Raw genomic sequence first — 22,204 nt, forward strand, 5'->3', positions numbered from 1 at the left:
GGTGTCACGCAAGGAGGTTCACCACCCCTCCGATGGCCGCCGCCGCGAGGACGACTGCGGCCACGAGGACGCCGAGCACCCGGCCGCGGAAGGTGGTGCGGAGGAGCGCCAGCATCTTCACGTCGACGAGCGGCCCGACGAGGAGGAAGGCGACGATCGCGCCGGGCGTGAAGGTCGACGCGAACGACAGCGCGAAGAACGAGTCGACATTCGAGCAGATCGACACGATCATCGCGAGCATGATCATGGCCGCGATCGACAGCGCCGGGTTCGAGCCGATCGACAGCAGCACGTCGCGCGGCACGATCACCTGGACGGCGCCGGCGACGGCCGAGCCGATGATGAGGGCGGGCATGACGGCGCGCAGCTCGACGACGAACTGGGCGAGGCTCCGCCGCCCGCGGTCTCCGGTCACTCCCTGCTCGGCGAGGCACGCGTCGCGGAAGCGGTCGGTGATCAGAGCGTCGGGGTCGGGATGCCGGCTGTACAGCCATCCGATGACGTTCGCGATGAGGTACCCGCCGAGCAGGCGGGCGACGAGGATGCCGTCGTCGAAGCCGAACGCCTGGTGGGTCGTGATGATGACGATCGGGTTGACGATGGGCGCCGCGACGAGGAAGGTCAGCGTCTCGGCGACCGAGAAGCCGCGCATCATCAGCCCGCGGGCGAACGGGACGTTGCCGCACTCGCACACCGGGATGAGCATGCCGAGCAACGACAGGACGGCGCGACGACCCCAGGGGTTCCGCGGCATCCAGCGTTCGATGACGCCCGGCGGAACCCACACCTGCACGACGATCGACAAGATGACGCCGAGCATGACGAACGGCAGCGACTCGATGAGGACGCTGAGCGCGAGGGTCAGCCCGTCCTGAGCGCGGGTGGGAAGCTCCGGCGACGGGCTCCAGAGCGCAACCCCGACGAGCGCGAGGACGGCGATGAATCCGAGGCCCAGCGCGAGAGCACCTCGGCCGGCCGACCCCCGCACGGGGCCGGACGACGAGCGAGGTGCCGCGGGGCGGACCTCAGTCCGCACGAGCCCCGGGCGCCGCGGGTTCGCGCCCCGCAGCGTGCGTCGCGAGTGCCGCGCACTCCGCGCAGGTGCCGAAGATGTCGACCACGTGCTCGGCGTCGGTAAATCCGTTCGCCGCTGCGGTGCGCTTCGCCCAGGTCTCGACCTCGTCGGCCTGGATCTCGACGGCCTTGCCGCACACGCGGCAGATCAGGTGGTGGTGGTGGCCGGTGCTGGCGCACGCGCGGTAGATCGCTTCGCCCTCGGGCGACTGCAGCTGGTCGGCCTCTCCGCTTGCGGCGAGGGTGGCGAGGGCGCGGTAGACGGTCGCGAGACCGATGCCGGTGTTCTCATCGCGGAGCGCGGCGTGCAGATCCTGGGCGCTCACGAATCCCGGGGCGTCGGACAGTGCGGAGCGCACGCGCTCGCGCTGCCAGGTGTTGCGCTGGGCCATGGCCGGATTCTACGCGCGCACGCTAGCGACCGGCTGGGTGCGGCGGGAGGCATCCGTCCGCTGCACCCGACCCCGGCGGTCGCCGACGATGCGGCAGACGAGGTAGATGACGAACGAGATCGTCGTGATGTACGGGCTGACGGGGAGGGTGCCCGCGACGGCGAGCAGGATGCCGCCGACCGCCGAGACGAACCCGAACGTCGCCGCCAGTAACGGCACCGCGACAGGACCGTTCGCGATGCGCACGGCTGCGGCGGCAGGCGTCACCAGCAGCGCGAGGACGAGGAGCGCGCCGATGATGTGCACCGCGACGGCGACCGCGAGCCCGAGCAGCAGCATGAAGGCGAGCGAGATCAGCCCGGTGGGCACGCCGCGGGCGGCGGCGGACTGCGGGTCGAGGGAGTCGAACCTCAGGGGCCGCCAGATCATCAGCAGCGCGACCAGCACGATCGCCGAGATCACGACGAGCCAGGTGAGCTGGTCGGACTGCACCGAGACGATCTGGCCGGTCAGCAGGCTGAACCGGTTGGCGCTCCGCCCGTTGTAGAGCGCGAGGAAGAGGATGCCGAGGCCCAGGCCGAACGGCATGAGGACGCCGATGATCGAGTTGCGGTCCCGCGCGCGGGCACCGAGCCATCCGATGAGGGCGGCGGCGATCATCGAGCCGACGATCGAGCCGGTGACGACGTCGGCGCCGACGAGGAGGGCAGCGGCCGCTCCCGCGAACGAGAGCTCGCTGATGCCGTGGACGGCGAACGCCATGTCGCGCTGCAGCACGAAGACGCCGATGAGCCCGCCGACGAGACCGAGGATGGCGCCGGCCCAGACCGAGTTCTGCACGAGCGCGAGGATCTGCCCGTACACCGGCACCCCGCCGAACATGGCGTCGGCGATGTCGTCCCAGTTCATGCGTGGTCCTCGTGGTGATGGTGGGATGCCTCGGCATCGGGGGCGCCGACGACGACCAGGCGGTCTCCCGCCTCGAGCACGAAGACCGGTGCGCCGTACAGGTCGGTCAGCACCTCGGACGTGAGCACGTCCTTCGGCTTGCCGAGGGTGAAGCGGCCGTTCACGATGTAGAGGATCCGGTCGACCTTGTCGAGGAGCGGGTTGATGTCGTGGGTGACGAGGAGCACTGCGGCGTCGCTCCGGCGGTGTCGGTCGATGAGCCCGACGACGGCTTGCTGGTTGGCGAGGTCGAGGCTCGTGAGCGGTTCGTCGCACAGCAGCAGGCGGGGGTCGTCGGCGAGCGCCTGCCCGACGCGCAGGCGCTGCTGCTCTCCGCCCGACAGGATGCCGACGGGCCGGTCCGCGAACTCGGTGGCACCGATCGCCGCGATCAGCTCGTTCACGCGTTCCCGGTCCTTGCGGCGCGGGATGGGCGGACCGAAGCGGTGACCGTTGACGCCGAGGGCGACCAGGTCGCGCCCGCGGAGCGCCGTGTCGCGCGGGAGCGGCCGGGTCTGCGGCAGGTAGCCGATGCCCCGGTTGCCGGCGCGGTGGACACGCTTGCCGTCGACCTCGATCGTTCCCTCGCTGAGGTCCTCGAGCCCGAGGATCGCGCGGAGGAGGGTCGTCTTGCCCGAGCCGCTGGGCCCGAGGACCGCGATCAGCTCGCCCGGTTCGACGGTGAGGTCGAGTCCGCTCCAGAGCTCGCGCCCGCCGCGACGGAGCGCGGCACCCCGGATCTCGAGCGGAGGTGTTGCGGGCCGGGTCACCGGGTCAGCGTACCCGCCAGCTCGTCGATGTTCTGCTGCATCCACTCGACGTAGGTGAGCCCATCGGGAACCAGCTCGGTGAACTTGAGCACCGGGATGTCGTTGGCCTTCGCGAGCTTCTCGACCTCGGTCGTCTCAGCCCCACCGGTCTGCGCGTTGACGATGACGGTGCGGACGTCACCGGACTCGAGGATCTTGGTCGCTTCGAGGAGCGTGGCGGGCGGGACATCCTGGCCCTCCTCGACGGCTTCGCTGAACGCCTCGGGGGTCGCGTTCTCGAGGCCGGCGGCAGCAGCCAGGTAGAGGGGCACGGGCTCGGTCACGAAGACCTTCTCGCCGGCGTACTTCGCCTTGAGGCCGTCGAGCGAGGTCTCGAGACCGGAGATGCCCTTGATGAGGGTGTCGGCGTTCTTCGTGAACGTGTCGGCCTTGGCGGCATCCATCGTTCCCAGCTCCTTCGCGACCGCGGTGATGAACTCCTCCATCGTGTGCGGGTCGTACCAGACGTGCTCGTTGAAGCCCTCGATGTGGCCGTGACCGTGGTCGTCGGCGTGGTCCGGGTCGGCCTCTTCGTAGGCGTGCGAGTACTCGACGGCGGTGAGGACCGGCGCCTTCGCGCCGCTGGCCTCGACCAGGGAGTCGAGGAAACTGTCGTACCCGGCGCCGTTCTCGAGGATCAGGTCGGCGTCGGAGATGGTCAGCTGGTCACGAGCGGATGCCTCGTACGAGTGCGGGTCCTGCGAGAGCGAGTGGACGATCGAGGTGACCTCGACGTCCTTGCCGCCGATCGCCTCGGCGATCGAACCGTAGACGTTGGTCGACGCGACGACCTTCAGCGGCGTCGCGTCACCGGAGGAAGCCGCAGGGCTGGTCGCCGTGGCGCAGCCGGCGAGGACGAGGACGGATCCGGCCGCGAGGGCGAGGAGAGCGGGCACACGAGAGGTCATGCGCTGAGTGTACGTCCTGTTGATAACGGTTCTCAAACTCAGCGGTCGACCTACAGCGAATACATCACCGCAGACTCTCTCCCAGGGGTTCCGCAAGAGGCGGATGGGCTCTTGCGCCGGTGTTACTCTCATCGGACCGGCTGGCATCCGAACCTTCCGGCGTCTCATACCGGGGAGCTCCAGCGTGACCGATCAGCTGACCTTCATCGCTTACGCGAGCCGCGCGGCGGATCCCTTCGATCACGCGCGCCTGGTCGAACTCCTCACCGAGAGCCGGGCGAACAACTCGCGCGACGGCATCACGGGCATGCTCGTCTACAGCGACCCCGACTTCATCCAGATCCTCGAAGGACCGGATGCCGCAGTCCGCGCTCTCTTGGAGCGCATCGGCCGCGACCCCCGCCACACCGACGTCCGCGTCCTACTCGACGAGCCGGCGACGGAACGCAAATACTCGACGTGGTCGATGGGCTACGAGCCGACCACCCCTGGGGACGGTTCCGACGACGCCATGGCGTCGATCCAGACGGCGACCGACGAGGCGTCGACGCGCGAGTCGGCCGACGCCCTCGGCGGCTGGTTCAGGGACCAGGCGGGCGCGGACCGCATCTGACGAGCCGCGAGCCATCGCAGCTGCGATACCACCCGCCGCCCGCCCTCGTCGTGTCAACTGCGGGAGGTTCTCCTCGCCGGCCGCTACGAGTCCCGCGGGAGGGCGGAGCGGGCGATGGACACGAACGCCAGCCCCGAAAGGTTGATGATCACGTCACGCGGCGTGCGGACGACGACCGCGAGCACCCCGTGGCAGGCCTCGCAGCGGGCGACGACACCCATCGCCGTCACATAGGCGTGCGCCCTCGCGAGCTCGGACCGGTGGCGGCATCCCGAGCATTCGCCGGTCGCGTCGGTCGAGTCGATGCCCAGGACGTCGACGAGCGTCCCGGCGAGTGCGTTCCCGTCCACGTGCGTCATCCGCTGCCTCCGAAGCGCTCGGCCCGTATCCGCGCGGGGTCATGACCGAGCTCCGAGAGCCAACCCGAGACGGTCTCCACGAACGGCGTGGGTCCGCATACGAAGATGCGCGGGACCGCTTCAGCAGGGAAGGTCAGCTCGGCGAGTGACTCCCGGGTCAGTCGGCCGGGGCGACGCGGTGCCCCGGCCGCGGAGCGACGCGTGTAGACCATGTCGACCCGCGTCTTCGCCAGCGCTGCGAGGCCGTCGGCGAAGAAGACGTCGTCAGGCGTCCGCACCGAATACAGGAGCCGGAAGTCCGCCCCCTGCAACTCCTGCTCCCGCGCTGACGCCATCGCGAAGAGGGGCACGACCCCGGAGCCGCCCGCGATCAGCTGCACCGGCGCGGGGTCGGCGTCGTCCGGCGTCCAGACGAAGTAGCGACCCAGCGGTCCGTGCACCTCCAGCTCGTCCCCCTCCCGCAGATCGTGGACGAGGTACGGCGAGACCTCACCCGAGGGGACTTCGTCGACCGCGAGGACGACCTGCGTGGTCGGTCCCGACGAGGCGATCGAGTATGACCTCGACGCCTGATACCCGTCGGGCGCGGTCAGTCGGATGTCGAGATGGCAGCCGGCGTGATTGCCCGGCCACGTCGGGACGTCGATCGCGAGGCGGACGGCCGACGCGGCCTCCGGGCGTCGCGAGGCGACGCGGCCGACGTGCCAGCCCGCTCGGAACCGTTCCGTCACCAGTAGCGTTCCTCGCGCCACGGATCGCCGCGGAGGTGGTAGCCGTTCTGCTCCCAGAATCCCGGCTCGTCGGTGGGCATCATCCGCATCTCGGCGACCCACTTCGCGCTCTTCCAGAAGTACAGGTGCGGCACGAGCAGCCGCGCCGGTCCGCCGTGCTCCGCCGTCAGCGGCTCACCGTCCGCCTCGGTCGCGATCCACGCCTGCCCTTCGAGCAGATCGTCGAGGGGAACATTCGTGGTGTACCCGTCATGCGTGCGCACCATGACGAAGTCGCAGGAGGTCTCGACATCCTCGAACAGCCGATCCACGGAGACACCGCGCCACGACATGCCGAGGCGCGACCAGTGGGTGACGCAGTGGATGTCGGTGACGATGTCCTCCGCGCCCGCGTCGTGGAGGGTCGTCCAGTCCCAGCGATGCTGGACGCCCGCCTCGGTGGTGATCGTGAACGACCACTCGTCCGTGGAGATGTCCGGAGTCGGGCCGGCGGTGAGAACGGGCCAGTCGTCGACGAGGGTCTGACCCGGCGGCAGCCGCGGATCGCTCGTGCCGCGCCGACCGCCGAACCCGCGATTGATGATCGCCATGGGAGATCTCTACCGCGTCCGGCATCGTCTCGTCAACGACGGCGCGAGCAGCGCGTTCAGTCGAGCAGGAGCGCCGGCTCCTCGAGCACCGACGCGACGTCGGCGATGAAGCGGCTGATGCCGTCGCCGTCGATGACGCGATGGTCGAACGATCCCGACACGGTCGTCACGAACCGGGGGCGCACCTCGCCGTCGACGACCCACGGCTTCTGCCGGATCGTGCCCATCGCGATGATGCCGGATTCGCCCGGATTGATGATCGGGGTCCCGGCATCCATCCCGAAGACGCCGATGTTCGTGATCGTGAACGTGCCGCCCTGCTGGTCGGCGGGGGTCGTCTTGCCGTCGCGCGCCGTGGCGGTGAGCTTCTCGAGCGCACGAGCGAGACCGCGCATGTTGAGGTCCTGCGCGTCCTTGATGTTCGGGACGAGCAGGCCGCGCGGCGTCGCCGCGGCGATCCCGAGGTTGACGTAGTGGCGCACGCGGATCTCGGCGCCGTTCTCGGTCTCGACCCAGGCCGCGTTGATCATGGGCGTGCGGCGGAGGGCCCAGATGACGGCGCGGGAGAAGATCAACAGCGGCGAGATCTTGACATCGGCGAAGTCGGGCGAGGCCTTCAGCCGCTTCACGAGCTCCATCGTGCGGGTCGCGTCGACGTCGGTCCACACCGACACGTGCGGCGCGGTGTACGCACTCGACGTCATCGCGTTGGCGGTCGCCTTGCGGACGCCCTTCACGGTGATCGCCTCTTCGCGCGCATCCGCGGGCGGGGCCGCCGGAGCGGTGACGGATGCCGCCGGTGCCGCGACCGGGATCGACATCTCCCGCTCCTCGGGGAGATCGGGGGTCGCGATGTTGCGGAACACCGACGCCTGCTCGGCGTGGCGGACGACGTCCTCGCGGGTGACCTCACCGGCGGTGCCGCTCGGCGACACGTCGGCCAGATCGACGCCCAGATCGCGGGCGAGCTTGCGGATCGGGGGCTTCGCGACGACGCCGACGGCGCGGGTCACGGGCTTCTCAGCGGGCTTGCGGCGACGCGACTTGACCTCGCCACCGGTGCCGTAGCCGACGAGCACCGAGCCACCGGGCTCCTCGGCGGGCTTCTCGCCGTGCTCCGAGCGGCCGATGTCGGCATCCGGCTGACCCTCGCCCCCGGCGATCGTGATGATGGCCGCGCCAACCTCGACGGTCGTGCCCTCGGTGGCGAGGATGTCGCCGACCGTGCCACTGAACGGCGACGGCAGCTCCACGAGGGACTTGGCCGTCTCGATCTCGACGAGGACGTCGTTGACGTCGACCGCATCGCCGGGCGCCACACGCCACTGCACGATCTCGGCCTCGGTGAGTCCTTCGCCGACGTCCGGCAGGTGGAAGGTCTGCGTGCTCATGTCATCTCCATCCCCGCGAGACTGCAGACGCGCGTCGAGACAGCGGCGTGACACCGCAGTCTCGATGCACATGTGCAGTCTCGCGGACGTGAGGGGGTCGCGGGTAGGGGGGCATCGTCGGGGGGTCAGTAGGCGAGGACGCGGTCGACGGCCTCGAGGATGCGGTCCGCGTCGGGGAGGAACTGGCCCTCCAGCTTGGCGGGCGGGAACGGCACGTCGAAGCCCGACACCCGGAGGACCGGTGCCTCGAGGGCGTAGAAGGCCCGCTCCATGACGGTCGCCGCGACCTCGGAGCCGACCGACACGTTGCCGGGCGCCTCCTGCGCGTAGATCATGCGGCCGGTGCGGCGGACGGACTCGAGGATCGGCTCGTAGTCGATCGGCGCGAGCGAACGCACGTCGATGACCTCGCACGAGGTGCCCTCGCCCTCGGCGAGCGCGGCGGCCTGCAAGAGAGTCGTGACCATGGCGCCGTGACCGACGAGGGTCACATCGGTCCCGCGGCGGACGACGCGGGAGGCGTGGAGGGGAAGAGCGCGCTCGGCGACATCCACTTCGCCCTTCATCCAGTACTTCGCCTTGGGCTCGAGGAAGATGACGGGGTCCGGCGAGGCGATGGCGTCCTGGATCATCCAGTACGCGTCGTTCGGCGTCGACGGCGAGACGACCCGCAATCCCGGGGTGTGCGCGAAGTACGCCTCGGGGCTCTCCTGGTGGTGCTCGACCGCGCCGATGTGCCCGCCGTAGGGGATGCGGATGACGACGGGGAAATTCGCGGTGCCCTCGTGACGGTTCGTGAGCTTCGCGAGCTGCGTCGTGATCTGGTCGAAGGCGGGGAAGACGAACCCGTCGAACTGGATCTCGATCACGGGCCGGAACCCGGCCATCGTGAGGCCGATCGCGGTGCCGACGATGCCGGACTCGGCGAGCGGGGTGTCGAGCACGCGCTGCGAGCCGAACTCGGCGTGCAGGCCCTCGGTCACGCGGAACACGCCGCCGAGCGGGCCGATGTCCTCGCCCATCAGCAGGACGTGGTCGTCCGCGGCCATCGCCGCCCGGAGGCCGGCGTTCAGGGCCTTCGCGAACGGCAGGGTCTGGATGTCGCTCACGCGTTCCCCTCCTCGAAGGATGCCTCGTACTCGGCGAGCCAGCGCTGCTGCTCCTGCACGAGCGGGTGGGCGTCGCCGTAGACGTGGTCGAACATGATCTCGGTCGGGATGTCGCCGAGCGCGTTGGTACGCACGCGCACGTCGTCGGCGTACGCGGCGGCGGCGGCATCCACCTCGTCGAAGAAGGATGCCGAGGCGCCGCGGTTCTGCAGGAAGGCCCGCATGCGCGCGATCGGGTCGCGCTCGGCCCAGGACTCCTCTTCGTCGCTCGTACGGTACTTCGTCGGGTCGTCGCTCGTGGTGTGCGCGCCCATCCGGTAGGTCAGCGCCTCGATCGCACGCGGGCCGGCGCCGGAGCGGGCCTCATCGAGCGCGAGCTTGCTGACCGCGTAGCTGGCGAGCACATCGTTGCCGTCGACGCGGACCGACGGGATGCCGTAGCCCTCGCCGCGGCGAGCGAGCGGCACGCGCGACTGCGTCGAGACGGGCACCGAGATCGCCCAGTGGTTGTTCTGCAGGAAAAAGACCTGCGGGGTGTTGTAGCTCGCCGCGAAGACCATCGCCTCGTGGACGTCGCCCTGGCTGGAGGCGCCGTCGCCGTAATAGACGATGACCGCCTCATCCTTCTCGGGGTCACCGGTGCCGGTGCGTCCGTCGAAGACGAGGCCCATGCCGAGGCCCGTCGCGTGCAGGGCCTGCGCCCCGAGGACGAGTGTGTAGAGATGCGTGTTCTGGTGATCGGCCGGATTCCAGCCGCCGTGCGTGAGGCCGCGCATCAGTCGGATGATGTCGATCGGATCGACACCGCGGGTCGTCACGACGACGTGCTCGCGGTACGACGGGAAGACGTGGTCGTGGGTGCGGGCGGCCCGCACCGAGCCGACCTGCGCTGCTTCCTGCCCGAGGGACGGCGGCCACAGCGCGAGCTGGCCCTGCCGCTGCAGGTTGGTCGCCTGCCGGTCGAAGGCGCGCACCACGACCATGTCGCGGTAGAACGTCTCGAGCTCAGCGTCGGTGAGCGCGTCGATCAGCGGGAGGTAGCGCTCCGCCGTCGGGGAGGGGGCGTACGAACCGTCGGCGGCGAGGACGCGGACGACGTCGGATGCTTCGGCCGGAGCCTCGAACGAGGGGGTCACCCTCCCACGCTAAACCCCGACGCATCCCCCGTTCTGCATGAGGTCGACAACGGATGCCGCGATTCGCGGTGCGGTCGGGACAACAGCGGCAGGCGAGAGGCCCGCTTCAGCGCCGCTTCAGCGTGGGCACGACACACTGGGCGCATGCGAGTTCTGGTGGTCGACGATGAGGTGCGCCTGGCCGACGGCGTGCGACGAGGCCTCGAGGCTGAGGGGTTCGCGGTCGACGTCGCGCACAACGGCGTCGACGGACTCTGGCGCGCCCGCGAGACGACCTACGACGCGATCGTGCTCGACCTGATGATGCCGGGGATGAGCGGCTGGAAGGTCTGCGAAGCGCTCCGCGCGGAGGAGAACTGGACGCCCGTCCTCATGCTCACGGCGAAGGACGGCGAGTGGGACCAGGTCGACGCCCTCGACGCCGGGGCCGACGACTACGTCACGAAGCCCTTCTCCTACCCGGTGCTCGTCGCACGGCTTCGCGCCCTCATCCGGCGCGGCGGGGTTGAGCGCCCGGTCGCCCTCGAGGCGGGCGACCTGCACGTCGATCCGGCCGCGCGACGCGTGCGACGCGGAGACACCCCGATCGAGCTGACCTCGCGCGAGTTCGCGGTGCTCCTGCACCTCATCCGCCATAAGGGCCAGGTCGTCTCCAAGCGCGACCTCATCGCAGGCGTCTGGGACGACGACTTCGACGGCGACCCGAACATCGTCGAGGTCTACGTCGGACATCTTCGCCGCAAGCTCGACCGGCCGTTCGAGCGGACCGCGATCGAGACCGTGCGCGGCGCCGGATACCGGCTGGCGGCCGACGGTGGCTGAACGGATGCCGCTGCTCAGATCCCTCCGGGCGCGTATCACGGCCGCCGCGACCCTCATCGTCGCCGTCGTGATGGTGCTCGCGTCGATCGGGTTCAGCGCCGTGCTCAGCTCGGAGGTGCGGGATGCGACCGCTCGCGCGGCGGAGACCCGGGCGACCGAGCTCGCGCAGCGGGTCGAGGCATCCGGAACTGCCGGCATCGCCGACCTCGACGACGACATCGTGCAGGTGGCCGACGCCTCCGGGCGGGTGGTCGCCGCCTCCGAGGACGCCGACGACGGCACCCTTCCCGCCGATCGCGAGGGGCAGGTCGTGACGTACGACGGCGATCCCGTCTTGATCATCGTGGAGGACGTCGACGACGATGCGGACACCCGGATCGTGCTCGCCGCCTCGGTCGACGGCGATGACGCCACGCTCGCCACCGTGGCGTGGCTGCTCGCGGCATCCACTCTCCTCGTCGTCCTCGTCGTCGCGGCCGTCACCTGGTGGGTCGTCGGCCGCGCGCTGCGGCCGGTCGGCCGGATCCGTCGTGAGGTCGACGACATCACCGCCGATCGGCTCGACCGGCGTGTGCCCGAACCGTCGTCGGGCGACGAGATCGCGGCGCTCGCGATCACGATGAACCGCATGCTCGACCGGCTCGACGCGTCCGCGACGGCGCAGCGGCGATTCGTCTCGGATGCCTCGCACGAACTGCGCTCGCCTCTCGCCACCATGCGCCAGCACGCCGAACTCGCGCGGGCTCACCCCGACGCGACGACGCTCGACGATCTCGCCGAGGTGGTCGCCGAGGAGGGCGTGCGGATGCAGGACCTCGTCGACGGCCTGCTCGTGCTGACCCGCCTCGACGAACAGGGTTCGCAGCGCCGGGGACCCGTCGACCTGGACGATCTCGCCCTCGCCGAGGTGTCGCGCCTTCGCGCCGCGGGCCTCACCGTCGACGGCTCCGCGATCAGCGCCGTGCAGGTCACGGGCGACGAGCGTCTGCTGGGTCGGATCGCCCGCAACCTGGCCGACAACGCGGCCCGACACGCGGCATCCCGGGTCGCCATCAGCGTCGCCCGTGACGGCGCCCAGGCGGTGCTGACGGTCGATGACGACGGCAACGGCATCCCGCCCGAGGAGCGCGAGCGCGTGTTCGAACGCTTCGTGCGCCTCGACGAAGGACGGGCGCGGGATGCCGGGGGCAGCGGCCTCGGCCTCGCGATCGTCGCGGGCGTGGTGCGAGCCTCGGGCGGCACGGTCTCGGTCGGCGAGTCGCCGCTGGGCGGCGCCCGCTTCACCGTGCGACTGCCGGCATCCGACTGAACGGATCCGACGTCAGTCGGCGTGCTCCGGAGGCCAGACCACCGCGAAGCGTTCGAAGACGATCTCGTCGGCTTCCGACCAGGTCGCGCCGCGCGCGGCGGCTACGCGGGTGAAGTAGCGGCGGTGCTCGCGCTGCCAGCTCTCCAGCGACCGGTCGTCCTCGCCCTCGTCGGCGGCGAAGGCAGCATCCGCACTCGCGAACGGACCGATGCGCAGTTCCGTGCTCCTGATGATGATGCGGGGCGTGCCGCTGCCGTCGCAGGCGATCCAGTGCGAGCCGACGCGGGGAACAACATCGCCGCGCGCCAGGAAGTCGGCGACGAGCTCGGAGGTGGCGCGTTTCGGACCCGTCAGGACGGCGTCGAGCAGCTCGTCCGCGAGCCGCACACTGTCGCCGAAGTGCTCGACGGTGTACTCGGGTCCGGCGGCCGCGGCCTCGGGGCGGGCGTCCCGGTACGCCGCCCACATGCGATCGGCGGCGGCGCGGTCGAGCGGGAGGGCGGCGGATGAGGTGCTCTCTGGCATCGAACGATCCTCGCACCCACCGGCATCCGAGTGAACCTGAACGGCGCTTCAGGTCGCTTCAGGTCAGCTTCAGTACCCGCTCGGCACTCTGGGGTCATGAGCGAGAACAACACCACCCCCGACCACACGCCCACCACCGACGCGACCGTCCCGATGACGCCCGTCGCCGATGCTCCGGTTGCCGCTCCGAAGCGGCGTGGACGCTCCGCCCTCGTCACAGGCGGCGCTGCGCTCGGCGCACTCCTCCTGATCGGCGGCGGCGTCGCCGCAGGCTCCGCCCTGGCGGACGACCGCGACGACCAGGTGGACAGCGTCTCGTCGAGCCAGCGTTCCGACGTGGCCTCGACCGGCAGCACCTCGACGGCCGAGGTGTCCGACGACACCCGGAGCGACGACGACGTGCCCGCGACGGCATCCGGTGACTTCGGCGCCGCGAGCGCGAGCGACCTGTCGACGATCGCCGACGCCGCGAAGGGTGTCGCGAAGGGCGCCCCGACCGGCATCGACGCGAACCGCGACGGCAGCTGGGACGTCTCACTGACCGCTGCCGACGGCGCCGAGACCGAGGTGCTCGTGCGCGCCGACGGCACCGCCGTCGTGGCCGAGGCCGAGCCCGCCGAGGCCGACGACCGTGCCCCCCAGAACGTCCTCGACGCGAAGACGCTCTCGACCATGGTTGACGCGGCACTCGCCGAGCGGCCGGGACGCGTCATCGACATCGACGCGGACGACGACAACCGGTCGCCGTTCGACGTGTCCATCCTCACGGGCGACCGCCAGATCGTCGAGGTCACCCTCGACGCTTCCGGGAAGGTCCTGGCGACCGAACTCGACGACTGATCGGATGCCGCCACGCGGCATCCTCGCTCCGGGCGCGGCTCCTTCGGGATCCGCGCCCGCGCGTGTTCCCGGTGGAGTTGCCGAGGGGATCCCGTTGGATCCAGCCATGAAAGCGCCCCGGTCGACCCGGCCGCATCGGCCCGGATGCCACGATGAATGCCGCGCCACCCTCGCGCGGTCTCGGAAGGATGCGGATGCCCGACCTGTCACCCCACGTCACCCTCACGACGGGCACCGTCGCCGGCGCCGAGACGGACGGGATCCGCCGCTTCCTCGGCATCCCCTACGCGGAGCCCCCGTTCGGAGCGCGCCGCTTCGCCGAGCCGGTCCCGGTACTGCCCTGGGAGGGGGTGCGCGACGCGACGTCGTTCGGGCCCACCGCACCGCAGAGCCCGTACCAGGGCGAGGCGGCGAAGCTCTTCGGTAGCGTCGAGATCCCGGGCGACGACATCCTGACCGTCAACGTCTGGGCCCCTGCCGATGCAGAGTCCGCGCCCGTCGTGGTGTGGGTGCACGGTGGTGCCTTCGAGCGTGGCACCTCCGCCCTCGAGGGATACGACGGAACGACCTTCGCCCGAGACGGAATCGTCTTCGTGTCGCTGAACTACCGCCTCGGCGCGGAAGGGTTCTCCGTGCTCGACGGCGTCCCCCGGAACCTCGGCCTCCTGGACGTCGCAGCCGCTGTCGAGTGGGTCTACCGTGAAATCACGGCATTCGGCGGCGATCCAGAAATGGTCACCCTGATGGGCGAGTCGGCGGGGGGTGCCCTCGTCGCGGCCGCCGTGTCGCTCCCCCGCATCGGTGAGCGCGTCCACGGGGCGATCATCCAGTCCGGCCCGCTCGATGCGTCCTCACCGGAACGCGCTGGCCGCGTCACCCGGGCTATCGCGAAGCACCTCGGCATCCCGGTCACGCGCGATTCGTTCGCCGCGGTCAGCCCGCAGCGGCTCGTCGACGCGCGGCTGGAGATCGCGCGGAAGTCATCGCCGGTGCCGACAGGTGGCTTCGCGCTCAGTCTCGACCCCGATTCGGTGCCCCGTCCTCCGGAAGAGGCACTCACGGATGCCGCGGCTCCGGTCCTCATCGGAACCAACACGGACGAGTATCGGCTGTGGCTGAGCCCCACTGCGATCGCCGAACTCGGGCCCGTCAAGGTGGCCGGCCTCGCCCTGCTCGCGCGGATCCCGGTTGGAGCGATGCGCTCAGCGCGGGCCGCAGGGTTCCGCGGTGCGGAGGCGCTCGGCCAGGCCCTGAGCGACAAGATCCTCCGCGCACCGGCGACCCGCGTCGCGAACGCCCGACCGGATCGGACATTCGTCTACGAGTTCGCCTGGCGAAGTCCAGTCCGCGGCCTTCTCGCGGCGCACGCCGTCGAGATCGCGTTCGCGTTCGGTCGTGTGAACGGCCCCGACGCGGAGTCGCTTTCCGGAACCGGTGCTCCGCAGACCCTCGCCGACGAAATGCACAGCGCGTGGGTGTCTTTCATCCGGACGGGCGACCCTGGCTGGGCGCCGTTCGGTGGGTCTCGCACGACACGCGTGTTCGATGAGGTGTCGGAAACGACGCCGCAGCGCCGTCCCGAGGTCGTCGACGCGTTCCGCTGAGCGGATGCCGCCGGTCGCTCAGCCGCGGATGGCCGTCGCGACCCGCTCGACCACGGCATCGATGTCAGCCGCTGTCGCCCCGGCATCCGCGTCGTACACGAACTCCGTCACGCCGCGCTGGATGCCGCAGTAGTCGAGGATGCCGGTGCCGATCTGCGTCTCGAGCGAGACGTCGTACCCGCGGCGTTCATAGAGAGGCGCGTCCGATCCGGCGAGGAGTACCAGGTGCGCCGTCAGATGACCGAGTCCCGGACGGATACCGCTTCCCTCCCCGACGCCGAAGGCCCATCCGTTCGTGAACACGCGATCGATCCACCCCTTCAGGAGCGCCGGCATCGACCACCAGAACACGGGGAACACCAGAACGAGCTGTTCCGCGCGCTCGATGCGGGCGATCTCGGCGACGACATCGTCGGGGTACTCGCCCGCGACGCGATAGGAGTGCCGATCGCCGAGGGTGAACCGGGGGTCGAAGCCCTCGGCAGCGAGGTCGGCGAACTCGACCTGATCGGGCGGCAAGGCGGCCGCGAGCCGCTCGGCGACGCGATGGGTGAGGGACGACGGATCGGGGTGGGCGACGACGATCAGCATGGACATCCTCCCATTCTTCACCGATCGGAGGGCGGAGAAAGATGTGGGGGGAAGGTTGTAGCACATCGCGCTTGTCCCCCGAAAGGGGGACAAGAAAGGACGTGGGAGCGCATAGATTGTGCGTTGCTGTAGACCAACAGTTGGGGAGCTGGATTGCCCGCACCCGGCTGGTTTCTGGGGGATTCCAGGCGTTCCCGCGTGCGGGCCACGCTACAGCGCGACGACCCGGCTGGGGTCTGGGGGAGACTCCACTCCAGCCGGGTCCGTTATTTCCGGGGCTTCCGTCGTCAGGATGACCGGCGTATCGTTCCCGGCAACCCAGCCCCGGGTGTCGGTGCGGAATCGCAGACCCGTTCATCACGGCGATGCATCCGAGAGCCCCGGACCGTCGAGCCGCCCTCCCCCCGCAGCTCCGGCCCGGGGACTCACCCGTGTCCGTGGCAGGCGTGAGGATGACGGGGTGCCCGACTCCCTCCCCTCACCATGCCGCGTCTGCCGGGGCGACTCCGGCGCGAGGCGGGGCGACGCCTGGTACTGCAACCGATGCGGGTGGCGGCTCGGAGACGCACCCGACGCCGACCTCCCGCGCCCGCACATCGACGTCGTCTACTACCTCCGCTATCGCGACCGCGTGAAGATCGGAACGTCGGCGACGCCGCGTCGCCGGCTGGCCGCCATCATGCACGACGAGCTGCTCGCCTTCGAACCCGGCGATCGACACCTGGAGCACGAGCGCCACGTCGAGTTCGCCGACCTGCGCGAGGGCGGCGAGTGGTTCACCCTCACCGGCCCGCTCATCGCGCACGTCGACGCCGTGCGCGCTCGGATCGGCGAGCCGTGGGCAGCCTACGACCGCTGGCTCGGCGACGCGTATCGCCGCCTGTCCTCGTGATCGCCCGTCAGCCCTTGTCGAGGAAGACCCCCACGCGGTCGCCGTCGAGGACGAACTGGATCGCGCGGCCGTCGGGGAGGTCCGCCTCAGGAGCGCCTTCGCCGGTCAGAGGAACAGCCGCCGACGCAGGGAAGGCGCCGACCGCGCAACCACCCCAGATGTTCCCGTCGTAGGACCAGCCGTCAGCGTCGTTGAATTCCTGCGAATCCGGGATCAGCCGGGTCTCGAAAACCTGGATGCACGATCCGCCCTCGGCACTGCCGCTGTAGAAGCCGTACGTCGTCCGGACGACGGTGAAGCCCTCGTACTGGAACGCAAGCCCGTCCTCCTCCCATCCGAAGTACCCGGGTGGGATCTGCGGTGTCGCAATCGGGCTCAGGGTCTCGATCTGCTCGGCACCCGACGATGTCGACACCGGTGCCACCGCGACCACGGAGTAGGTGAGGCCTGCACCGAACAGGGCGGCAATGACCACGGCCGCGGTCCACACCGCGGTGCGGACCCGCGGGCGACGCCAGAAGGTCGGCTCGACTTCCGCAGGCGGGACGACATCGGGCTCGCTCGGTGACGCAGCGGCATCCTGGTCGGGGGCGGGTTCGTCGACGGGAGGCAGCACCGGGGCCTCCTCCACGGCCGTGCGCCGTCCCGCCTCCTCGAGTTCCGCCAACCGGCGCATCGCCTCCGGATCGAGGTGGATGTCGGCGGCCGGGCTGTACGCGCGGGCGCGCAGCGCGCGGAGTTCGTCACTGATCGGAATCCCCATTCGAGCATCGTGGCACACCGGGCATCCGTGACCTTCGCAGGGCCGTCGAGGCCGTCCATTACTCCATTTTGCGACTCGCGCAAGTCCACCCTCGACCTCCGCGGGCAGGGGTAACGTCGTCCCTCATGAGCACTACCGGCACGATTCCCGCGGACGCATTCTCGATCAAAAGCCCTTACGGGCGGCGAGCGATCGGGCTCTCGATAGCCGCGGCGGTCGGTGGCTTCCTGTTCGGCTTCGACTCGTCCGTGATCAACGGTGCTGTCGACGCGATCGAGGGCAATTACGAGCTCGACAAGGTGCTCACGGGCTTCGTCGTGGCCGTGGCGCTCCTCGGCTGTGCCGTCGGCGCCATCCTGGCCGGCACCCTCTCCGACCGCTGGGGCCGCCTCAAGACGATGATGCTCGGCGCCGTCATGTTCCTCGTGTCCTCGATCGGGTCGGGTCTGACCTTCAGCGTCCCGGACCTCATCGTCTGGCGCGTCATCGGCGGCATCGGCATCGGCATCGCCTCGGTCGTCGCCCCCGCCTACATCGCGGAGATCGCGCCGCGACAGATCCGCGGCAGCCTCGCCTCGCTGCAGCAGCTTGCGATCACCCTCGGTATCTTCGCGGCCCTCCTTTCCGACGCTGTCCTCGCCAACAGCGCGGGCGGCGCCTCCGAGCAGCTGTGGCTGGGACTCGAGGCCTGGCGCTGGATGTTCCTCGTCGGCATCGTCCCGGCGGCGGTCTACGGCATCCTCGCCTTCACGATGCCCGAGTCGCCGCGCTTCCTCCTCGCGAAGGGGCGCAACGACGAGGCCCGCGAGGTCTTCTCCCGACTCGTCCCCGAGGCCGACCTCGACAAGTCCGTCAACGAGATCCGCTCGGCGATCGACGAGGACCGCAAGAGCAAGAGCGCGTCGCTCCGCGGACCCGTCCTCGGCCTGCAGGGGATCGTCTGGGTCGGCATCATCCTGTCGACGTTCCAGCAGTTCGTCGGCATCAACGTGATCTTCTACTACTCCACGACCCTCTGGAAGGCCGTCGGTTTCGACGAGAGCAACTCGCTGACGATCAGCGTCATCACCTCGATCACCAACGTCGTCGTCACCCTCATCGCGATCTGGCTCGTCGACCGGGTCGGCCGCAAGCCGATCCTGCTGACCGGTTCGGTCCTCATGACCCTGTCGCTCGCGACCATGGCCCTGGCCTTCGCATTCTCGGTCACGGTCGACGGCGAGGTCTCGCTCCCCGGTGCATGGGGCCCGATCGCGCTCGTCGCGGCGAACCTGTTCGTCGTCGGATTCGGCGCCTCGTGGGGGCCGCTCGTCTGGGTGCTCCTCGGCGAGATCTTCCCCAGCCGCATCCGCGGTAAGGCACTCGGCGTGGCTGCCGCCGCGCAGTGGATCGCCAACTTCCTCATCACCGTCTCGTTCCCGGCGATGTCGGGCTGGTCGCTGCCGCTCACCTACGGCATGTACGCCCTGTTCGCGGGGCTGTCGTTCGTCTACGTCGCCTTCCGGGTGCCCGAGACGAAGGGCATGGCGCTCGAGCAGACCGAGACGCTGTTCGTCCGCAAGCAGAAGGACAAGGCGCCGCGCTGATTCGGCACCGGTTCCGGGGGCGCGTATCGTCGCCCGACCGACCGCAGAGCGACACAACGCGCCCCCGAAAGCCCACCTCAGGGCTCCGGGGGCGCGTTCGTATACGGCGTGGTCAGGCCAGAACGGATGCTGCGACGGCTACGACGAGCTCGATCGACTCGTCCTCACCCACCGAGACCCGCACACCGTCGCCGGCGAACGGCCGGACCACGAGGTCGGCCGCCTCGAACGCCGCCGCGACCTCGAGCGATCGATCGCCCGCCGGCAGCCAGACGAAGTTGCCCTGCGCGGTCGGGACGTCCCAGCCGATCTCCCGCAGCCGCGTGACGAGTCGGTCGCGGCGCTCCGCGACGACCGCGACGCGCTCGCGCAGCTCGTCCTCGGCGTCGAGGCTCGCGAGAGCTGCCGCCTCGGCCTGCGCCGTGACGGAGAGAGGGATGCCGGCACTCCGCGCCACGTCGAGGATGCGGGGGTGCCCGACGGCGTAGCCGATACGCAGTCCCGCGAGTCCGTAGGCCTTCGAGAAGGTGCGGAGGACGACCACGTTGTCGTGACCGGCGGCGATCACCCGCTCGCCGTTGACGGCGGAGGCATCCGTCACGAACTCGACGTAGGCCTCATCGAGGACGATCAGGACATCGGAGGGGATGGCCGCGACGAACGCGTCGAAGTCCGCCTGCGAGACGACGGCGCCCGTGGGGTTGTTCGGGGTGCAGACGAACACGGCCCGGGTACGCTCGGTGACGGCAGCGGCGAGCGCGGGCAGGTCGACGGCGGCGGCATCCGTCAACGGCACCATCACGGGGGTAGCGCCGGTGACGGTCACGATGCCCGGGTACGCCTCGAACGACCGCCACGGCAGAACGATCTCATCGCCGGTGGATGCTGCGGCCTGAGCGAGCTGGTACAGGATCGAGACCGAGCCGGCGGCGATGTGGATGCGGTCATCCGTCACCCCGAACCGATCGGCGAGCCGGGCACGCAGTCGGCCGGCGAGCGCGTCGGGGTAGCGGTTGAACGCGACCGCATCGCGCACAGCGGCGACGACGCCGGGGAGCGGATCGAACGGGTTCTCGTTGCTGGAGAGCTTGTACGCGGTGGCGCCGGCCTGCTTGCCCTGCTTGTACGAGGGGAGCGCGGCGATCTCGGGGCGAACCCGGACGGGGATGTCGGTCACGCGATGAGTCTACGAGCGTGCGGTCGGACGGCGTGGAAGACTGCGAGCATGCGCTTCTTCATCCGCGTCGTGATCAACGCGTTCGCGATCTGGGTTGTCACCCTCATCGAGCCGCTGCGCGTCGACGTCACCCCGTTCGCCCCGGGCGAGACGCTGCAGCTCGTCCTGTCGCTCCTGGCAGTCGCCGCGGTCTTCGCGATCGTGAACACCGTGATCGGCACGATCCTGAAGATCGTCGCCTTCCCGCTCTATATCCTGACGCTCGGACTCATCTCCCTCGTGATCAACGGGTTCCTGTTCTGGCTGACCGGCTGGTTCACCGCTTGGTGGGGCTGGGGCCTCACGGTCGAGTCGTTCTGGCTCGGCGTCGTCGCAGCGCTGATCATCTCGATCATCAACTTCGTCTTCGGGATCATCCTGCGTCCGCAGACGAAGGCGTGACGCCCTCCTCGGTGTCGTAGACGAACACCTCGACCGATTCCGCCCGGCTGATCTCGGCCAGGCGCTGCCGCACGGCATCCATCCGCGGATCCGATGAGTCGTCGAGCATCTCGGCGGTCTTCGTGTAGGCGTCCATCTGGTGGGAATCGATCCCCGGCCACGGACTGACGTTCCGCTCGACGACCATGCTCCCGGTCGCGCCGATGGAACCGTCGTGTCCTCCCGCGGCCAGGAGCGGCACGAGGTCATCGCTGTGGCGGAAGTCGATCTGGAGTGTGTCGGCTCCCACGTCCGCCTGCACCGGGTTTCCAAAACCGACCAGCATGGGCACCTCATACTCCTCCTCGAGTGCGAGGCGGCTCGCGATCATGGCTCCCTGTGAATGACCGCTGACCATGACGGAGTCGCCCGGCTTCGCGCCGGCCTTGTCGAGGGCGATGCGCGCGGACTCGTAAGACGACGACGCGGCCCCGAGGTACAGCGGCACATTCGACGGCATGCCGAAAGCCCCGACGTCGCCCGTGGTCCGGGTTCCCGAGACGTAGAGCGCGAACCGATGCTGACCGCCGGGCATCGTGTACCGCTCGACTCGGATGTCGCCGGGGCGCTCCGTGGACGGTTGACGCCGGGCGAGGGCAGCCATCGAATCGGGCGCCGTGCCCTTGCGGAACGCGATCAGCTCGACCGTCGGCGTCCTGGGCGTTCCCACGAGCCTGCTGCCGTCAGGGATCGCCCCCTTCCCTGCGGAGCGGATCACGCGCGTCCCCGCGCCGTACAGACCTACCACCGACGCGCCCAGCGCGCCGAACAGAAGACTCGACCAGGTCAGCTCGTCACCCACCGTCGCGAACGGGTTCGGAGCCTCGGCGAATGCCTGATCCGCGAGCTCGGCGACTGCAGGAGAGGATGCCTCGAGTTGCCCGATCCGGCGGGTGAGGAGGACGGCGTCTCGGCGATCACCCGCATCGCCCAGGGCAGCGGCCGCCTGCTGCGCCCGCAGTTCGACCAGCTCATACGCGGTCGCGGTGTCACGCAGGGCGCTCACCAGCATCCGTCCCCGCTCGCCCACCGTCGCGGCCGCCGTCACCGGATGCGCAGCCGTGCCCCCGATCAGGGTGATGCCGAGCAGCTGGTCGGCGTGGCTGAGCGTGGCGTGAAGCGTCTCCGCGCCGGCGACAGCCAGCTCAGCCTGCGCCGCCGCATGGCGGAGCGTCTCCGTGTCAACGGCGACGACCCGCCCGCTTCGGATCTCGAGGTCGCCCATCAGCCGACCGCCTCCATCCAGTGCCGATCCTTCTGCGTCTGCTGGATCGCCCCCTCGATCGCCGACACGAGCTGGGCGAGCTCGTCATGCCACGCGTCGACAGCGGCACGGAATGCATCGGCAGCCGTCGCCTCCCAGTCCACGACGTGCGCCAGTCGCCGGACCTCGTCGAGCAGGACGAGGGCCTGATCGTCGGCCTGTCGCAGCAGAGCGAGCGCCTCATCGAGGGTCGCGAGCCGCTCCTCGAGAGGGGCGCCCCACAGGTATCGGGACGGCGCGAGCACATCGGACATGCGTCGACTGTGAGCCGCGGCATCCGGTTCGACACAG

Annotated in this window: 25 protein-coding genes; 8 read left to right on the forward strand and 17 right to left on the reverse strand. The window is 70.0% G+C overall.

Features of this window, described 5'->3' with window-relative positions; translation table 11 throughout:
• Positions 1-4: 4 nt before the first annotated feature.
• The 5 genes from MO1_RS12670 to MO1_RS12690 are packed head-to-tail and all read right to left on the reverse strand — an operon-like array spanning position 5 to position 4,131.
• Positions 5-1,036, reverse strand: a complete 1,032-nt coding sequence (locus MO1_RS12670) for a permease (RefSeq protein WP_060916211.1) — start codon at positions 1,034-1,036, stop codon at positions 5-7.
• Entirely contained in the window at positions 1,026-1,466 is a 441-nt protein-coding gene (locus MO1_RS12675) for a Fur family transcriptional regulator (protein ID WP_060916212.1), read from the reverse strand. The genes MO1_RS12670 and MO1_RS12675 overlap by 11 nt, the downstream gene beginning before the upstream one ends.
• A gap of 9 nt (positions 1,467-1,475) precedes the next feature.
• Positions 1,476-2,375 (reverse strand): metal ABC transporter permease, encoded by a 900-nt coding sequence (locus MO1_RS12680; RefSeq protein ID WP_060916213.1) that lies wholly within the window; start codon positions 2,373-2,375, stop codon positions 1,476-1,478.
• The gene (locus tag MO1_RS12685; RefSeq protein WP_060916214.1) at positions 2,372-3,184 is read right to left on the reverse strand and encodes a metal ABC transporter ATP-binding protein; all 813 of its coding nucleotides are present in this window, start codon (positions 3,182-3,184) and stop codon (positions 2,372-2,374) included. Before MO1_RS12685 ends, MO1_RS12680 begins: the two co-directional genes overlap by 4 nt.
• Positions 3,181-4,131 (reverse strand): metal ABC transporter substrate-binding protein, encoded by a 951-nt coding sequence (locus MO1_RS12690; RefSeq protein WP_255209274.1) that lies wholly within the window; start codon positions 4,129-4,131, stop codon positions 3,181-3,183. The genes MO1_RS12685 and MO1_RS12690 overlap by 4 nt, the downstream gene beginning before the upstream one ends.
• Before the next feature lie 184 nt (positions 4,132-4,315).
• Between MO1_RS12690 and MO1_RS12695 the strand changes: the two genes are divergently transcribed.
• Complete coding sequence (locus MO1_RS12695; protein ID WP_036311720.1) at positions 4,316-4,744, forward strand: BLUF domain-containing protein; 429 nt, start codon at positions 4,316-4,318, stop codon at positions 4,742-4,744.
• 83 nt (positions 4,745-4,827) lie between these two features.
• On the opposite strand, the gene MO1_RS12700 is transcribed toward MO1_RS12695, so the two are convergent.
• From MO1_RS12700 to MO1_RS12725, 6 genes are all read right to left on the reverse strand, one after another.
• Complete coding sequence (locus MO1_RS12700; RefSeq protein ID WP_060916215.1) at positions 4,828-5,103, reverse strand: DUF6510 family protein; 276 nt, start codon at positions 5,101-5,103, stop codon at positions 4,828-4,830.
• Positions 5,100-5,834, reverse strand: a complete 735-nt coding sequence (locus tag MO1_RS12705) for an FAD-binding oxidoreductase (protein WP_157526437.1) — start codon at positions 5,832-5,834, stop codon at positions 5,100-5,102. The genes MO1_RS12700 and MO1_RS12705 overlap by 4 nt, the downstream gene beginning before the upstream one ends.
• Entirely contained in the window at positions 5,831-6,424 is a 594-nt protein-coding gene (locus tag MO1_RS12710) for a molybdopterin-dependent oxidoreductase (protein WP_036311493.1), read from the reverse strand. The genes MO1_RS12705 and MO1_RS12710 overlap by 4 nt, the downstream gene beginning before the upstream one ends.
• A gap of 56 nt (positions 6,425-6,480) precedes the next feature.
• Positions 6,481-7,815 (reverse strand): dihydrolipoamide acetyltransferase family protein, encoded by a 1,335-nt coding sequence (locus MO1_RS12715; RefSeq protein ID WP_036311491.1) that lies wholly within the window; start codon positions 7,813-7,815, stop codon positions 6,481-6,483.
• Between the two features lie 125 nt (positions 7,816-7,940).
• A complete protein-coding gene (locus tag MO1_RS12720) occupies positions 7,941-8,924 on the reverse strand; it encodes an alpha-ketoacid dehydrogenase subunit beta (RefSeq protein WP_036311487.1) in 984 nt (327 codons plus the stop codon).
• Positions 8,921-10,060, reverse strand: a complete 1,140-nt coding sequence (locus MO1_RS12725; protein WP_060916216.1) for a thiamine pyrophosphate-dependent dehydrogenase E1 component subunit alpha — start codon at positions 10,058-10,060, stop codon at positions 8,921-8,923. The genes MO1_RS12720 and MO1_RS12725 overlap by 4 nt, the downstream gene beginning before the upstream one ends.
• A 144-nt stretch (positions 10,061-10,204) precedes the next feature.
• Here MO1_RS12725 and MO1_RS12730 point away from each other — a divergent pair, with 144 nt between their 5' ends.
• Together MO1_RS12730 and MO1_RS12735 are read left to right on the forward strand one after the other, a co-directional pair.
• Positions 10,205-10,882 carry a response regulator transcription factor gene (locus MO1_RS12730; protein ID WP_036311483.1) on the forward strand — a complete coding sequence of 226 codons (678 nt, stop codon included), beginning with the start codon at positions 10,205-10,207 and terminating at the stop codon, positions 10,880-10,882.
• Between the two features lie 4 nt (positions 10,883-10,886).
• Positions 10,887-12,191: a sensor histidine kinase gene (locus tag MO1_RS12735; RefSeq protein ID WP_060916217.1), complete on the forward strand. Its 1,305-nt coding sequence runs from the start codon at positions 10,887-10,889 to the stop codon at positions 12,189-12,191.
• Between the two features lie 12 nt (positions 12,192-12,203).
• Here the strand turns inward: MO1_RS12735 and MO1_RS12740 are convergent, their stop codons facing one another.
• The gene (locus MO1_RS12740) at positions 12,204-12,716 is read right to left on the reverse strand and encodes an ASCH domain-containing protein (RefSeq protein WP_036311480.1); all 513 of its coding nucleotides are present in this window, start codon (positions 12,714-12,716) and stop codon (positions 12,204-12,206) included.
• Positions 12,717-12,812: 96 nt separating this feature from the next.
• On the opposite strand from MO1_RS12740, the gene MO1_RS12745 reads away from it, so the two are divergent.
• Both MO1_RS12745 and MO1_RS12750 read left to right on the forward strand, forming a co-directional pair.
• On the forward strand, positions 12,813-13,556 hold the full coding sequence (locus MO1_RS12745) for a PepSY domain-containing protein (protein WP_036311478.1): 744 nt from the start codon (positions 12,813-12,815) through the stop codon (positions 13,554-13,556).
• Positions 13,557-13,750: 194 nt separating this feature from the next.
• Positions 13,751-15,160, forward strand: a complete 1,410-nt coding sequence (locus MO1_RS12750) for a carboxylesterase/lipase family protein (RefSeq protein WP_060916218.1) — start codon at positions 13,751-13,753, stop codon at positions 15,158-15,160.
• A gap of 18 nt (positions 15,161-15,178) precedes the next feature.
• On the opposite strand, the gene MO1_RS12755 is transcribed toward MO1_RS12750, so the two are convergent.
• On the reverse strand, positions 15,179-15,757 hold the full coding sequence (locus MO1_RS12755; RefSeq protein WP_060916219.1) for an NAD(P)H-dependent oxidoreductase: 579 nt from the start codon (positions 15,755-15,757) through the stop codon (positions 15,179-15,181).
• A gap of 454 nt (positions 15,758-16,211) precedes the next feature.
• On the opposite strand from MO1_RS12755, the gene MO1_RS12760 reads away from it, so the two are divergent.
• On the forward strand, positions 16,212-16,643 hold the full coding sequence (locus MO1_RS12760; protein ID WP_036311472.1) for a hypothetical protein: 432 nt from the start codon (positions 16,212-16,214) through the stop codon (positions 16,641-16,643).
• Between the two features lie 7 nt (positions 16,644-16,650).
• Here the strand turns inward: MO1_RS12760 and MO1_RS12765 are convergent, their stop codons facing one another.
• Entirely contained in the window at positions 16,651-17,406 is a 756-nt protein-coding gene (locus MO1_RS12765) for a hypothetical protein (RefSeq protein ID WP_036311470.1), read from the reverse strand.
• Positions 17,407-17,531: 125 nt separating this feature from the next.
• On the opposite strand from MO1_RS12765, the gene MO1_RS12770 reads away from it, so the two are divergent.
• Entirely contained in the window at positions 17,532-18,992 is a 1,461-nt protein-coding gene (locus MO1_RS12770; RefSeq protein WP_036311468.1) for a sugar porter family MFS transporter, read from the forward strand.
• A gap of 112 nt (positions 18,993-19,104) precedes the next feature.
• Here MO1_RS12770 and MO1_RS12775 read toward each other — a convergent pair whose 3' ends face one another.
• On the reverse strand, positions 19,105-20,169 hold the full coding sequence (locus MO1_RS12775) for a histidinol-phosphate transaminase (RefSeq protein ID WP_036311466.1): 1,065 nt from the start codon (positions 20,167-20,169) through the stop codon (positions 19,105-19,107).
• 48 nt (positions 20,170-20,217) lie between these two features.
• Between MO1_RS12775 and MO1_RS12780 the strand changes: the two genes are divergently transcribed.
• A complete protein-coding gene (locus MO1_RS12780) occupies positions 20,218-20,610 on the forward strand; it encodes a phage holin family protein (RefSeq protein ID WP_036311463.1) in 393 nt (130 codons plus the stop codon).
• Here the strand turns inward: MO1_RS12780 and MO1_RS12785 are convergent.
• Together MO1_RS12785 and MO1_RS12790 are read right to left on the reverse strand one after the other, a co-directional pair.
• On the reverse strand, positions 20,582-21,874 hold the full coding sequence (locus MO1_RS12785; protein WP_060916220.1) for an alpha/beta hydrolase family protein: 1,293 nt from the start codon (positions 21,872-21,874) through the stop codon (positions 20,582-20,584). The two genes, MO1_RS12780 and MO1_RS12785, sit on opposite strands and share 29 nt — an antisense overlap.
• On the reverse strand, positions 21,874-22,167 hold the full coding sequence (locus MO1_RS12790; protein WP_060916221.1) for a hypothetical protein: 294 nt from the start codon (positions 22,165-22,167) through the stop codon (positions 21,874-21,876). Before MO1_RS12790 ends, MO1_RS12785 begins: the two co-directional genes overlap by 1 nt.
• Positions 22,168-22,204: the final 37 nt, after the last annotated feature.

It is taken from the genome of Microbacterium oleivorans NBRC 103075, assembly GCF_001552475.1.
Lineage (GTDB): Bacteria > Actinomycetota > Actinomycetes > Actinomycetales > Microbacteriaceae > Microbacterium > Microbacterium oleivorans.

Excerpts from the sequence above, each read along its gene's own strand:
- MO1_RS12700 (WP_060916215.1), bottom strand. The coding sequence starts at position 5,103 with ATGACGCACGTGGACGGGAACGCACTCGCCGGGACGCTCGTCGACGTC.
- MO1_RS12690 (WP_255209274.1), bottom strand. The coding sequence starts at position 4,131 with ATGACCTCTCGTGTGCCCGCTCTCCTCGCCCTCGCGGCCGGATCCGTC.
- MO1_RS12680 (WP_060916213.1), bottom strand. The coding sequence starts at position 2,375 with ATGAACTGGGACGACATCGCCGACGCCATGTTCGGCGGGGTGCCGGTG.
- MO1_RS12765 (WP_036311470.1), bottom strand. The coding sequence starts at position 17,406 with ATGGGGATTCCGATCAGTGACGAACTCCGCGCGCTGCGCGCCCGCGCG.
- MO1_RS12740 (WP_036311480.1), bottom strand. The coding sequence starts at position 12,716 with ATGCCAGAGAGCACCTCATCCGCCGCCCTCCCGCTCGACCGCGCCGCC.
- MO1_RS12770 (WP_036311468.1), top strand. The coding sequence starts at position 17,532 with ATGAGCACTACCGGCACGATTCCCGCGGACGCATTCTCGATCAAAAGC.
- MO1_RS12750 (WP_060916218.1), top strand. The coding sequence starts at position 13,751 with ATGCCCGACCTGTCACCCCACGTCACCCTCACGACGGGCACCGTCGCC.
- MO1_RS12710 (WP_036311493.1), bottom strand. The coding sequence starts at position 6,424 with ATGGCGATCATCAATCGCGGGTTCGGCGGTCGGCGCGGCACGAGCGAT.
- MO1_RS12745 (WP_036311478.1), top strand. The coding sequence starts at position 12,813 with ATGAGCGAGAACAACACCACCCCCGACCACACGCCCACCACCGACGCG.
- MO1_RS12735 (WP_060916217.1), top strand. The coding sequence starts at position 10,887 with ATGCCGCTGCTCAGATCCCTCCGGGCGCGTATCACGGCCGCCGCGACC.
- MO1_RS12780 (WP_036311463.1), top strand. The coding sequence starts at position 20,218 with ATGCGCTTCTTCATCCGCGTCGTGATCAACGCGTTCGCGATCTGGGTT.
- MO1_RS12790 (WP_060916221.1), bottom strand. The coding sequence starts at position 22,167 with ATGTCCGATGTGCTCGCGCCGTCCCGATACCTGTGGGGCGCCCCTCTC.
- MO1_RS12785 (WP_060916220.1), bottom strand. The coding sequence starts at position 21,874 with ATGGGCGACCTCGAGATCCGAAGCGGGCGGGTCGTCGCCGTTGACACG.
- MO1_RS12755 (WP_060916219.1), bottom strand. The coding sequence starts at position 15,757 with ATGTCCATGCTGATCGTCGTCGCCCACCCCGATCCGTCGTCCCTCACC.
- MO1_RS12730 (WP_036311483.1), top strand. The coding sequence starts at position 10,205 with ATGCGAGTTCTGGTGGTCGACGATGAGGTGCGCCTGGCCGACGGCGTG.
- MO1_RS12675 (WP_060916212.1), bottom strand. The coding sequence starts at position 1,466 with ATGGCCCAGCGCAACACCTGGCAGCGCGAGCGCGTGCGCTCCGCACTG.
- MO1_RS12715 (WP_036311491.1), bottom strand. The coding sequence starts at position 7,815 with ATGAGCACGCAGACCTTCCACCTGCCGGACGTCGGCGAAGGACTCACC.